This is a genomic window from Stenotrophomonas sp. STEN029, from assembly GCF_056760015.1.
Genome location: NZ_JBRREC010000116.1, coordinates 1 through 13,029 on the forward strand (window position 1 = coordinate 1; position 13,029 = coordinate 13,029).

At 65.4% G+C, this 13,029-nt stretch carries 13 protein-coding genes; 9 read left to right on the forward strand and 4 right to left on the reverse strand.

Features of this window, described 5'->3' with window-relative positions:
• On the forward strand, positions 1-192 hold a 192-nt coding region (locus ACVOLI_RS18690), incomplete at its 5' end, for a hypothetical protein (RefSeq protein WP_481615530.1).
• Between the two features lie 31 nt (positions 193-223).
• On the opposite strand, the gene ACVOLI_RS18695 is transcribed toward ACVOLI_RS18690, so the two are convergent.
• From ACVOLI_RS18695 to ACVOLI_RS18710, 4 genes are all read right to left on the reverse strand, one after another.
• On the reverse strand, positions 224-2,383 hold the full coding sequence (locus ACVOLI_RS18695; protein WP_481615531.1) for a RelA/SpoT family protein: 2,160 nt from the start codon (positions 2,381-2,383) through the stop codon (positions 224-226).
• 106 nt (positions 2,384-2,489) lie between these two features.
• Positions 2,490-2,789, reverse strand: coding sequence for a DNA-directed RNA polymerase subunit omega (rpoZ, locus tag ACVOLI_RS18700; RefSeq protein ID WP_282271463.1), 300 nt, complete (start codon positions 2,787-2,789; stop codon positions 2,490-2,492).
• A 124-nt stretch (positions 2,790-2,913) separates the two neighbouring features.
• Entirely contained in the window at positions 2,914-3,534 is a 621-nt protein-coding gene (gmk, locus tag ACVOLI_RS18705; RefSeq protein WP_481615532.1) for a guanylate kinase, read from the reverse strand.
• Positions 3,535-3,775: 241 nt separating this feature from the next.
• A complete protein-coding gene (locus ACVOLI_RS18710; RefSeq protein WP_282271467.1) occupies positions 3,776-4,636 on the reverse strand; it encodes a YicC/YloC family endoribonuclease in 861 nt (286 codons plus the stop codon).
• A gap of 110 nt (positions 4,637-4,746) precedes the next feature.
• Here ACVOLI_RS18710 and rph point away from each other — a divergent pair, with 110 nt between their 5' ends.
• From rph to pepQ, 8 genes are all read left to right on the forward strand, one after another.
• Positions 4,747-5,475, forward strand: a complete 729-nt coding sequence (gene rph, locus ACVOLI_RS18715) for a ribonuclease PH (protein ID WP_481615533.1) — start codon at positions 4,747-4,749, stop codon at positions 5,473-5,475.
• Positions 5,472-5,861 carry a VOC family protein gene (locus ACVOLI_RS18720; protein WP_313173487.1) on the forward strand — a complete coding sequence of 130 codons (390 nt, stop codon included), beginning with the start codon at positions 5,472-5,474 and terminating at the stop codon, positions 5,859-5,861. Before rph ends, ACVOLI_RS18720 begins: the two co-directional genes overlap by 4 nt.
• Positions 5,858-6,457, forward strand: coding sequence for an RdgB/HAM1 family non-canonical purine NTP pyrophosphatase (gene rdgB / locus ACVOLI_RS18725; RefSeq protein ID WP_282271472.1), 600 nt, complete (start codon positions 5,858-5,860; stop codon positions 6,455-6,457). Before ACVOLI_RS18720 ends, rdgB begins: the two co-directional genes overlap by 4 nt.
• A gap of 16 nt (positions 6,458-6,473) precedes the next feature.
• On the forward strand, positions 6,474-6,974 hold the full coding sequence (locus tag ACVOLI_RS18730) for a hypothetical protein (RefSeq protein ID WP_481615534.1): 501 nt from the start codon (positions 6,474-6,476) through the stop codon (positions 6,972-6,974).
• A 41-nt stretch (positions 6,975-7,015) separates the two neighbouring features.
• Positions 7,016-8,245: a radical SAM family heme chaperone HemW gene (gene hemW / locus ACVOLI_RS18735; RefSeq protein ID WP_481615535.1), complete on the forward strand. Its 1,230-nt coding sequence runs from the start codon at positions 7,016-7,018 to the stop codon at positions 8,243-8,245.
• Positions 8,246-8,351: 106 nt separating this feature from the next.
• Positions 8,352-10,853: a DUF1631 family protein gene (locus tag ACVOLI_RS18740; protein ID WP_481615536.1), complete on the forward strand. Its 2,502-nt coding sequence runs from the start codon at positions 8,352-8,354 to the stop codon at positions 10,851-10,853.
• Positions 10,850-11,197: a PilZ domain-containing protein gene (locus ACVOLI_RS18745; protein WP_481615537.1), complete on the forward strand. Its 348-nt coding sequence runs from the start codon at positions 10,850-10,852 to the stop codon at positions 11,195-11,197. The genes ACVOLI_RS18740 and ACVOLI_RS18745 overlap by 4 nt, the downstream gene beginning before the upstream one ends.
• A gap of 82 nt (positions 11,198-11,279) precedes the next feature.
• Complete coding sequence (gene pepQ, locus ACVOLI_RS18750; RefSeq protein ID WP_481615538.1) at positions 11,280-12,608, forward strand: Xaa-Pro dipeptidase; 1,329 nt, start codon at positions 11,280-11,282, stop codon at positions 12,606-12,608.
• The last annotated feature ends 421 nt before the right edge of the window (positions 12,609-13,029 follow it).

Below are 13,029 nucleotides of genomic sequence, written 5' to 3' on the forward strand. Positions count from 1 at the left end.
CGCCTCCTGTTCGGGCAGCCCGCCCGCCGCAAATACGGGTCGGGCCGCGCCATGCGGGGCTGGGGCCTTACCGATGTTGTCGTCGGCGCGGGGTCAGCCGCGAAGCTGGCACAGCTGAAATCGCGGGACTGCCTGCAATCTGCCGAACCATTGGCTTCGCCGCTGACCCCGCTCCTACAACAACAAAGGTAAGGCCCCTGCCGCGCATGGCTCGGCACTACCCTTATTGGCGGCGGACGGACTGCACTACCTGCAGGCGGCGCAGGCGACGCATTACTTCGGCCAGGTGGTTGCGGTCGCGGACCTGGATGTTGAAGCACAGCACCGCGGCGTTGAAATCGCGGTCCAGGTAATCCACACGCTCGATGTTGGAATGGCTGTGGGCGATGGCGGCAGCCAGCTGCGCCAGCACGCCGGTGCCGTTTTCCACCTCGACCACCAACGCGGTGTCGTAGTCGCCGACCACGCTGGTATCCCAGCCAATCGGCACCCAGCGATCCGGCGTCTTGCGCAGTTCGGCCAGGTTCGGGCAATCCAGTCGATGCACGACGATGCCCTTGCCGGCGGTGTGGTAGCCCATGATGTCGTCGCCCGGAATCGGCTGACAACAGTTGGCAAAGCTGACCACGCCACGCTCGCTGCCGTTGATCAGGATCTTTTCCTGGGCACGATGGGTGACGCCGCTGGCGCGCAGTTCGGCATACGACATCAGTGCCTGCGCAGCCTGGGTTGGCATCCAGTTGCCCAACGCAACGTCGGCCAGGAAGGCCTCCAGACGCGGGTAACGGTGTTCGTTGAGGAAGGCATCAAGCCGCCCCTTGGGCAGCCGCTCGATCGAGCTGTCCATCGCTTCCAGCGCGCGGTCGAGCATGCTGTGGCCGAGCTGCACCGCATCCTCGTGCTCCAGTTGCTTGAGCTGGTGACGGATGGCGGTACGTGCCTTGCTGCTGACCACGAATTCCAGCCACTGCGGTTTGGGCGAGGCCGAGCGTGCGGTGATGATTTCCACCGTCTGCCCGCTGACCAGACGCGTGCGCAGCGGCACCAGCTTCTTGTCCACACGCGAGGCCACCGCGCGGTTGCCCACGTCGGTGTGCACGGCATAGGCGAAGTCCAGCGCGGTCGAGTTGCGCGGCAGCGCCAGGATCTTGCCCTTGGGCGTGAACAGGTAGACCTCGTCCGGGAACAGATCGACCTTGACGTTGTCCAGGAACTCCAGCGAGGAACCGGCGGTGCGCTGCGAATCGATCAGCTCGACGATCCAGGCATGCGCCCTGCTCTGCGCGCTGTTGGGGCCATCGCCACCGAATTTGTAGGTCCAGTGCGCGGCCACACCGCGCTCGGCGATCAGGTCCATTTCCTCGGTGCGGATCTGTACCTCGATCGGCGAGCCGTACGGCCCGAACAGCACCGTGTGCAGCGACTGGTAGCCGTTGGCCTTGGGAATGGCGATGAAATCGCGGAAGCGCCCGTCCAGCGGTTTGAACGCGGCATGCACGCCACCCAGTGCGTGGTAGCAGTTGGGCACGTTGCGCATCACCAAGCGGAAGCCGAACACATCCATGACCTGGTCGAAGCTTTTGTTCTCCTCGCGCATCTTGGTGTAGATGCTCCAGGGTGTTTTGATGCGGCTGATCAGGCGGTGTTCCAGCCCTTCGCGCGCCAGGCGTTGCGACAGCTGTACTTCCACCTGTGCCATCGACTCGCGGCGCACCACCGGCTGGCTGCGGATGTGTTTCTCGATGATGGCGTGGCGCCACGGATACAGCGCGCGGAAGCCGAGGTTCTGCAGCTCGGACTTGATCAGGTTCATGCCCAGGCGCTGTGCAATCGGCGCGTAGATATCCAGCGTTTCCGTGGCAATGCGGCGCCGCGCTTCGGCACTCTGCGCACCCAGGGTACGCATGTTGTGCAGGCGGTCGGCCAGCTTGATCATGATCACGCGCAGGTCGCGCGACATCGCCAGCAGCATCTTGCGGAAACTCTCCGCCGCCGCTTCCTGGCGGTCGCGGAACTTCAGCTTGTCCAGCTTGGTGACGCCCTCGACCAGGTCGGCCACGGCCTGGCCAAACTCGCCGGCCAGCTCCTCGCCGGTGAGCGGGGTGTCCTCGATGGTGTCGTGCAGGATCGCCGCGATCAGTGTTTCAACATCCAGGCCGAGCTCGGCCAGGATGCGCGCCACCGCCACCGGATGGGTGATGTAGGGCTCGCCGGATTTGCGGGTCTGGCCGGCGTGCGCGGCCGCCCCGACCTCCCAGGCACGACGCAGCAGCGGCAGCTGCTCGGTGGGGAGGTAGCTGGCTGCGCGTTCGAGTTGCAGTACGTAATCAGGTACCACCCCGCCCGCGGGCGTGGCTACCTGGGCGGAAGGGCCTGGGTTCATGGCAGAAGACTATGCCAGCAGGCGTTCCACGGCAATTCCTACAACGCAAACAGCCCGCTTTTGGCGGGCTGTTTGCAGACAACATCAATCGATGCCAGAGAGGCGATCAATCGTCATTCTTGGACATGTCTTCGTCGGCGACCACTTCAGCGGCCGCCCATTCCAGTGCTTCACGCTCGATGCGCTCGCGCTCGGACTTCTCGACTTCCTCGATCAGCTCGTTGTCGATGCGACGGGCAGCGATTTCGCGCAGCGCCAACACGGTCGGCTTGTCCTCGCTCTCGCTGTTGTCGATAGTCGCCTGGACACCATTGGCCAGCTGACGGGCGCGCTTGGACGCCATCATGACCAGCTCAAAACGGTTGTTAACGACTTCCAGGCAATCTTCTACGGTAATGCGGGCCATGCGGGCTCCCGGCGACCTGCAACGGCCGCTCGATCGAATGAGGGAAAGGGGACGGATTGTAGGGGCAGACCGGTCCTGGAATCAAGTCAAGGCCTGAACAGCCCCTTGTGGATCAACCACTTGCTCAGTTTTCAGGGGCCAGCAACGAGGCGATCAGCTCGCCGTGGCGGCGTTGCTGGGGTTCGCAGCGCAGCCGGCTGGCGGCGAAGATCGAGCACATTTCGCCAACGGCGGTATCGAAATCCTCGTTGATGATGACGTAGTCGAACTCGTCGTAATGCAGCATTTCCTCACGCGCGGCGGCCAGGCGCTGGGCCATTACCGCCTCGCTGTCCTGGCCACGCTTGCGCATGCGCTCGTCCAGCGCCTGCCGCGACGGCGGCAGGATGAAGACACTGACCGCGCCCGGCACCTTCTCGCGCACCTGGCGCGCGCCCTGCCAGTCGATTTCCAGCAGCACGTCCTTGCCGGCCGCCAGCTGCGGCTCCACCGACTGCCGGGCTGTGCCCTTCCAGTCGCCATGCACCAGCGCGTGCTCGAAGAAATCACCGTCGGCGATCATCTGCTCGAACTCGGCGGCGGGGACGAAGTGGTAATGCTTGCCGTTGACCTCACCCGGGCGCATGGCCCGCGAGGTGAAGGAGATCGACAGCGAGATGTGCGGGTCACGCGCCAGCGTGGCGTTGACGATGCTGCTTTTGCCGGCCCCGGATGGGGCAGCGACGATATAGAGGGTGCCACGCATGCGGTGGGCCAACGTCGGAATGGCCCGGCATTGTACCGGCGTGGGCGGGTCTGTGCAGGATCGAGGGTTGAGGGCCCCCAATTATCGCGGGGGCAGCTCCACCTGCAGCGCCGAGCGATGCTCGGCTGGAGCCCCACCTGTAGTGCCGAGCCATGCTCGGCAGGGCATTACCGGCAAGGCCTTTGCCGAGCATGGCTCGGCACTACCTTGGCTCCTGCCGAGCATCGCTCGGCACTACCCTTTACTCGATGTTCTGGACCTGCTCGCGGATCTGGTCGATCAGCACTTTCAGCTCGACGGCGGCATTGGAGGTGCGTGCGTCCACCGACTTGGAGCCCAGGGTATTGGCTTCGCGGTTGAACTCCTGCAGCAGGAAGTCCAGGCGGCGGCCGACCGGCTCGCGCTGGCGCAGCACGCGGCGGATTTCCGCGATATGGCTGTCCAGACGGTCCAGTTCCTCGTCCACGTCGAGCTTCTGCAGCCACATCACCAGCTCCTGCTCCGCCCGGCCCGGATCAACCGGGTGCGGCAGGTCGGCCAGGCGTGCGGCCAGCTTGACCCGCTGCCCCTCGCGGATGGCCGGGATCAGCTCGCGGACTTCACCGGCAATGCGTTCGACCGAATCGACGCGCTCGCTGATCGCCGTGGCCAGCTTGTCGCCTTCGCGCTCGCGCGCCTGCACGAAGCTGGTGACGGTCTCTTCCAGCAAGGCCAATGCTTCGGCGTGCAGGGCGGCACTGTCGGTCGCCTCGGCGCGCAGCACGCCGGGGTATTGCAGCAGGTCGGTGAAGCCCACCTGCATCCCGGGGAAGCGGCTGTGCAGGCGCTGCGCCAATTCAGACAGCTGATCCACCAGCACCTCGTTGACGGCCAGCGAGGTGGCGGCTTCCGGTGCACGCAGGCGCATCACCAGGTCGAGCTTGCCGCGGCTGACCCGGGCGGCAACGCGCTCGCGCAGCTGCGGCTCCAGCGCACGCAGGTCCTCGGGCAGACGCACGCCCACTTCAAGGAACCGGTGGTTCACCGAGCGCAGTTCGCAGCCCAGGGTGCCCCACGCGGTGATGCGTTCGCCGCCGGCATAGGCGGTCATGCTCCGAATCATGTGCTTTCCGATGTGTTTCAAAGGGCGAATGGTACCCTAGCCACCTCTGGACGCTGGTGCATCCACCACCCAGACGCCCGCCAGATCAACTCGTACTAACCGGATTCCCCATGACCTTCTCCCGTCCCAGCGGCCGCCAGGCCGATCAGATGCGCACCGTCACCATCGAGCGTTCCTTCACCCGCCATGCCGAAGGCTCGGTGCTGGTGAGCTTTGGCGACACCCGCGTGCTGTGCACCGCCAGCGTCGAGAACCGGGTACCCGGCTTCCTGCGTGGCAAGGGCGAAGGCTGGGTCACCGCCGAATACGGCATGCTGCCGCGCTCCACCCACACCCGCTCCGACCGTGAAGCCGCACGCGGCAAACAGGGGGGTCGCACCCTGGAAATCCAGCGCCTGATTGGCCGCACCCTGCGCGCCTGCATCGACCGCAACGCGCTGGGCGAACGCACCATCACCCTCGACTGCGACGTGCTGCAGGCCGACGGCGGCACCCGTACCGCCGCCATCACCGGCGCCTATGTGGCCCTGGTGGACGCGGTGAACCTGCTGATGAAGCGCGGCGAGATCAAGCGCAACCCGCTGTTCGGCGCGGTAGCTGCCGTGTCGGTTGGCGTCTACAAGGGCCTGCCGGTGCTGGACCTGGATTACCCGGAAGACAGCGACTGCGATACCGACATGAACATCGTCATGAATGACGGCGGTGGCTTCATCGAGCTGCAGGGCACGGCCGAAGGCCATGCCTTCCGCCGCGAGGAACTGGACGCGCTGCTGGTGCTGGCCGAAAAGGGCATCCGCGAGCTGTTCGACGCCCAGCAGGCGGCATTGGCGTCGGCATGAACCGGCGCCTCGCCCTGGTCACCCTCGTCGTCGCCGATTACGACGAAGCCATCGCCTGGTACACCGGCAAGCTCGGCTTCCAGCTGCTGGAGGACCTGGACCAGGGCCGCAAGCGCTGGGTGGTGGTCGGCCCGACCGATGGCAGCGCCGCCGCGCTGCTGTTGGCGCGTGCCAGCGACGAGGAGCAGCGCAGCCGCATCGGCAACCAGACCGGTGGCCGCGTTGGCTTCTTCCTGCACACCGATGATTTCCATCGCGACCACGCGGCAATGCTCGCGCAAGGCGTCGAATTCCTCGAAGCCCCGCGCGATGAACCCTATGCCACGGTCGCGGTGTTCCGCGACCTGTACGGCAACACCTGGGACTTGTTGGAGCCCAAACAATGAAACTGGTACTGGCCAGCGGCAACGCCGGCAAGCTGAAAGAACTGCAGGCCATGCTGGCCGAGCTGCCGCTACAGATCGTGCCGCAGCGCGAACTGGGCGTGGACGATGTGCCGGAAACCGGCCTGACCTTCGTCGAGAACGCGTTGATCAAGGCCCGCCATGCCTGCACTGTGACCGGCCTGCCAGCGCTGGCCGACGACTCCGGCCTGATTGTCGATGCACTGGACGGCGCGCCCGGCCTGTACAGCGCGCGCTATGCCGGCAGCCCCACCGATGATGCCGCCAACAACGCCAAGCTGCTTGATGCGCTGCGCGATGTCCCGGCCGAACGCCGCACGGCGCGCTTCTACGCGGTGATCGTGCTGCTGCGCCATGCCAACGACCCGCAACCGCTGATCTGCGAAGGCAGCTGGGAAGGTCGCATCATCGACGAACTGCGCGGCAGCAATGGCTTCGGCTACAACCCGGTGTTCCTGGATGAAGAACTGGGCCTGACCGCTGCGCAGATGGAACCAGCGCAGAAGAACGGCCGCAGCCACCGCGCCAAGGCGTTGCAGCTGTTGTTGCAGCGCATGTCGCAACTTAGTTTCGATTGACCACGGAGATCAGGGAATGACGCCACGCCGCTATCGGACCCGGATGGGGCTTGTGCAGCTTGTCGCCACTCTGGGCGCTGTAAGCGGCGCGATAGTGGGCGCCATACTGGCGTATGACGGGGAGCAATCCTGGCTCGCACTGCCGCTTTGGGCGCTTGGCTGCGCGCTGGTCATTTCACTGATCGCTGCTCCCATCCTGTGGCAACGCGTGGTGCTGGATGAGCGGGCTGGCCAGCTCCGCTACCACAACATCGCCACCGCACACCGCTGGCGCAAGGTGGACCTGGTGGACGTGCTTGAGGTCCGCTACGACAACTTCGCCGACAAGCGCAAGGCCATGGTTTCCGGCCTGTATCTGCACATGCGCAATGGCAGCCGACCGGCGCGCCACCGTCTCATGGACAACGAGGTCGGCAGTTACCAAGGGCCGTCACCGATGTTCCGCGATGTCAGCGCAGCCGTGCTACGTGCACAACCACGTTCGCTGGTCGATCCAATCCTGCTGGCCGGGCAATAGCGCCTGTAACCCTGTACTCCCACTCTTTCCAACAGCCGTCCATGCCGCACTCCCACGACCACTGCAACCACCTTCCCGGCGAATCCTGCGCGATCGATCACGGTCACGCTGCCGGCGTGCAGCTGGTGCCGCCACCACTGGCGTTGTACGTGCACCTGCCGTGGTGCGTGCGCAAATGCCCGTACTGCGATTTCAACTCGCATGCCGGCAAGGGCGAGTTGCCGTTCGATGCCTACATCGATGCGCTGATCCGCGACCTGGACCAGGACCTGCCGCTGGTCTGGGGCCGCGTGGTCAGCAGCGTGTTCTTCGGCGGCGGCACGCCCAGCCTGTTCCCACCGGAAGCGATCGACCGTTTCCTGCAGGCGGCCAGCGCGCGGCTGCGTTTCGCACCGAACCTGGAAGTGACGCTGGAAACCAATCCGGGCACGGCCGAGCACGGCCGCTTCGACCGCTACCGCGCCGCCGGCGTGAACCGCATCAGCTTCGGCATCCAGACCTTCAACGACGAAGCGCTCAAGCGCCTGGGGCGCATCCACGACAGCAACGAGGCCGAGCGCGCTGTCAAGCTGGCGCAGGACGCCGGCTACAAGAACTTCAACATCGACCTGATGTACGCGCTGCCGCAGCAGACCCTGGCCCAGGCAGAGCACGATCTTGAACGCGCCTTCGCCCTCGATCCCACCCATATCTCGCACTACCAGCTGACGCTGGAGCCGAATACGGTGTTCTTCGCCCGCCCGCCGCAGGGCATCCCCGACGAAGACAGCGCCTGGGACATCCAGGAGCACTGCCAGGCCCTGCTGGCCGAGCGCGGCTATGGCCAGTACGAGGTCAGTGCCTATGCCCGCGATGGCTGGCAGTGCCAGCACAACCTCAACTACTGGCGCTTCGGTGATTACCTGGGCATCGGCGCCGGCGCCCACGGCAAGATCAGCTCCGGCGCCGAGCAGCACGTGCTGCGCCGCTGGAAGCACAAGCACCCGCAGACCTTCATGGACACCGCCGGCAGCCTGGCCAGCATCGGCGGCGATGACGTGATCAGTCCCGAGCGGCTACCGTTCGAGTACATGCTCAACCTGCTGCGCCTGCACGAGGGCTTCAGCCCGCGCGATTTCGAGTCGCGCACCGGTTTGGCACGAAGCGTGCTTCTACCCTCCCTGGCAATGGCGGTGGAGCGTGGCTGGCTCACCCATGACGGGGATTACTGGACCCCGACCGAGCTTGGCCGCCGCTTCACCAACGATGTGGTGGAGTTGTTCCTGGCGTAAGACCCGCGAAAAGTGGCCGTTACATCACATAAATGATAGAAAACGCCCATTCAGGGGGAAGGAAAACAGGATGCCAGGCACCGCACCACGCTCAGCAAGCCAATCCATGGCAAGGATCGCCAGTGCGCCGGTATCTGCCCGCGTGCGTCACTTGTTGGAAAGCATCTTCCAGGCCACCGATGAAGTCCTGCGCACGCCGTTGCAACTGACCGCCATCGAGCTGGAACGCGCGATGTTCAAACGCGCGGAGTTGGCCCACAACAGCCAGATCCAGTCCGACATCTATGCGCAGCTGCGGGTGCTGCGCGAGCACATGGAACAATTCCCCGAGCTTTTCCTTGATGCGCTGGCCATGCAAGTGGCGAGCTTCAAGGATCCGCCCAAGCCCGACCAGGAAGCGCACGCGGCCACGTTCAAGTCGATGACGCTGGTCGAAGACACCGACATCGACCGCGATATCGTGCTGCACGAAATGGCACGACGCGAAGCATTCCGCGCTCCCAGCCCCTTGCTGTTGCTGGGGCAGCGCTTTGCGGTGCTGGCCGCACAGCCAGCATTTGATCCCGAGCGCCTGCCGGTGGGTCCCTACGCCCAGTGCCGGGCAGTGCGCGACGCCGGCGAGCAGATGCAGCTCAACCTCGATACCCAGCTGGTGCTGTTCCAGGTATTCGAGCGCATGGTCATGCCGCGCCATGCTGAACTGGTCGATCGCCTGAACATCCTGCTGGAGCGCGAAGGCGTGCTTCCAGGGCTGGTTTACCGCCCGCATCTCCCCCGCCCCTCCGCCCCACGTGGCGCGGGCGCCGGGGGCGGCCACGCCGATGCTGGCGGCAGCGGACCGCGCAATGCCGGCCCAACCCCGCTGACCAGCTGGCAAGGCCAGGCGCCGGCGGCATCGTGGGCCAGTATTTCCAATGAGCTGCTGGGCAGCCCCGCAGGAGCACCAGCCCAGGCCAGCGCCGCACCAGCGCAGATGCCTTCCAGCGGCGCCGCCATGCCGCCGATGGAAAGCCTGCACAACCTGCTTGATGCCGCCCGCCACGCACTTACGCTTGGCGCTGGCGCTGGCGCTGGCGCTGGTGCTGGTGCTGGTGCTGCCGGTGGTGCTGCCGGTGGTACTGCCGGTGGCGGTGGTGGCGCAGCCGCAACGACAGGCACGGCCGGCATGCCCGACTTCACCGCCCTGCAGGCACAGGCGCAGCGTGGCACTGCAGGTTCAGCAGCGGGTGCCGGAAGCACTGCTCCCGCCGGTCCTGCCAGCGTCAACAACGCGGGCGTGCCAGCCCAGCCTGTCTCCACCCAGACCGCGCTGGATGTGCTGGGCAAACTGCAGGCAGCTGCATCTTCCTCCGGCAGCCGCCACAGCATGGCCGACATCCGCAACGCGATGATGGCGCAGGTCAAGGCTGAGCACGGCCCAGCCGCGACGCTATCGGTGCAGGACGGCGACACCATGGACCTGCTGGGCATGCTCTACACCGAGCTGCAGCGCGAAGTGCGCAGCGAAGGCCCTGCCGCCGACCTGCTGCGACGCCTGCAGGTACCCCTTGCCCGCGCCGCGATCAGCGACCAGGAGTTCTTCCTGCGCGACCAGCACCCGGCACGCGAGCTGCTCAACGCCGTCGCCGAATCCGGCGCGGTCTGGCTCAGTGATGAAGACAGCGATCCGGTCCTGCAGCTGAAGCTCAAGGACGCCGTCAACAAGGTCGTCAACGACTACCAGGGCGATGAGTCCGTCTTCGTCGAAGCCAACGACATCATCCAGGGACATCTGCGCGCGGCGGCCCGCCGCGCGGAAATGGCCGAGCGCCGCCAGATCGATGCCGCACGCGGCAAGGAACGCCTGGAGGCTGCCAAACAACTGGCCAACAGCACCATCGACGAGCTGTGCCAGACCACCGAACCGCCCAAGTTCGTGCAGACCCTGCTGCGCAAGGCGTGGGCCGATGTCCTTACCCTGACCTTGCTGCGCAACGGCGAAGGTTCGGAGGAGTGGCAGCAACGCGAGCAGGCCACCCGCCGCATCAGCGAGATTACCGGCTTGCCGCCTGGCGGCGCGGCCGATGTCAGCTTCGGCGAAGAGATCGAGCAATCGCTGCTGCAGGTGGGCTACCACCAGGATGAGGCCGCAGCCATCTCGCGCCGGCTGTCCACACCCGGCGGCGAGGACGAGATCACCTCACGCACCGAACTGAGCGCCAAGCTCAAGGCGCGCAGCCGCCTGGGCGAGGCCGGCGAGCCGGAAGAAGAAGAGCGGCGCAAGAAAGTCGAGCCCGCCCGTACCGAAGAGGAAGAAGCGCATTACCGCCAGCTGCGCACCCTGCCATTCGGTACCTGGTTCGAATTCACCGTCAACCAGCAGGGCGACAACCGGCGCCAGCGCCTGTCCTGGTACAGCCTGATCACCGGCAATGCCTTGTTCGTCAACCAACGCGGCCAGAAGGTGTCGGAGCAATCACTCGACGCGATGTCCCGGTTGATGGCCAAGGGCCAGCTGCGCATCGTCACCGAAGACAAGGGCCGCCTGATCGACCGCGCCTGGCAGGCCACCGTACGCGCGCTGCGCTCCATCGCCGGCCAGGCCTCCAACAGCGGGGAATCCGCATGATCACCAATACCCGCCGTGCACCGCGCCTGCAGGTACCCGATCTGGTGCAGGTGCGCGACCAGATGACCGGCACCCAGATCGGCCGGCTCGGCAACATATCCGAAACCGGCATGTTGCTGATCACCTCCGTGCCGATGCAGGAGGACGCGCTGTACCAGCTGCAGTTCCCCATCCCCGATGGCCGTGGCGGCCATCTGCAGATCGATGCAGGCGTGCACCTTCTGTGGTGTGAGCCGACACACGCGCCCGAGCAGTCATGGGCAGGGTTCCGCTTCCTGACCTTGGACAAGGCCCACCGCGAGCGCCTTGCGCAATGGATCGAAGGCAGCATCCCCGCAACCTGAGTGCCGAAAACGGCACAGCAGCGGCCGGCTGATTGCGGCAAAATTGGGGCCTGCATTCCGCATGTCCCAGCGAGCCACCGCGATGAACCAGCAAGATCCAGGCAGCCTGTACGCCCACCACCTTGGGCAGATGATCCGCCGCGCCGACGCGGCGCTTGCACGCGGTGGTTTCGATCACCTGGTGGTTCCCAGCGGCACCCAGCACTACCAGGTGTTCGACGACCGCGACTACCCGTACGCGGTCAATCCCCAGTTCAAGACCTGGCTGCCGCTGACCAAGCTGCCGTACAGCTGGCTGATCCACACCCCGGGCAAGCGCCCGACCCTGGTGTTCTACCAGCCCTTCGATTACTGGCACGTGGTCCCGGGCGCGCCGAGCGGCTGGTGGGTGGAGCATTTCGACATCCACATCATCCGCAAGCCCGAAGAGGCCCTGGCCCTGCTGCCAGCCGACCCGAGCCGCTGCGCCATCCTCGGCGAGGCGCAGAGCGCGCTGGGCGGCTTTGCCCCTAACAACCCGGCGGCGGTGATCAACTACCTGGAATGGCATCGCGGCTACAAGACGCCGTATGAAATCGCGCTGATGCGCCAGGCCCAGGTACTGGGCGTACGCGGCCACCGCGCCGCCGAGGCCGCATTCCGTGCCGGTGCCAGCGAATTCGATATCCACATGGCCTATTGCAGCGCCGTCGGCCAGGATGCCAACGAGCTGCCCTATGGCAACATCATCGGCCTCAACGAACATGCCGCCGTGCTGCATTACACCGACCTGGGCAAGCAGGCACCGCAGCCGCTGCGCAGCTTCCTGATCGATGCTGGCGCCTCGGCCTACGGTTATGCCAGCGACATCACCCGCACCTATGCAGCGGCCGGCCACGACGAATTCCAGTCCTTCATCGATGCGGTGGACGCAGCGCAGCTGAAGATGTGCGCAGCGGTACGTGCTGGTTTTGATTACAAGCAGCTGCACATCGATGCACACCTGTCGCTGATGGGCATCCTCAAGGATTTCGGCGTGATCACGGTTTCGCCCGAAGCTGCCTTGGCAACCGGCGTGAGCGCTGCATTCTTCCCGCACGGCATCGGCCATCTGATCGGCGCGCAGGTCCACGACGTGGCCGGCTTTGCCGCCAGCGAAGATGGCGGCCGCGTCGAGCGCCCGGCCGGCCATCCCTACCTGCGCATGACCCGCGTACTGGAGCCGGGTATGGTGGTCACCATCGAGCCGGGCCTGTACTTCATCGACATGTTGCTGGACGAAGTGAAGAAAGCCGGCAACGCTGCCAGCATCAACTGGGACCGCGTGGACTTCTTCCGTCCTTACGGCGGCGTCCGCATCGAAGACGAAGTGCTGTGCACCGACGGCGAAGCAGACAACCTGACCCGTCCGGAATTTGCCGCACAGGCGTGATGCAAGGGTGACGTCCGTCGCCCTGTAGTTGAACCCCGGGCGCGCAATGCGCCCGGGATGAGTGATACCGCGGATGTACCAGCATCCGCTTTCGCGAGAACCTTCGCCCCTCTCCTCAAAAGAAGCACAGCCAATCAAGCTTTGGCTTTGGCTGCTATTGCTGCTGCTATTGCTGTTGCTGTTGCTGTTGCTGTTTCCCCTCCCTTACGCGCAGCGTAGGGGAGGGTCAGGGAGGGGTGCCGTTGCTTTGCACTTGCACTTGCTGTTGCACTTGCTGTCGCTGTTGCTGTTGCTCTGCGCCTTTGACGTACGGGCCCCTTCCGCAGCGACGGAGCTGGCAGACAAGACCCCGCACGGGGCGACGTGCAGGACGCACGTCGTTTTTCGACGATACAAAGATGTATCGTCGAAAAATCCCGGC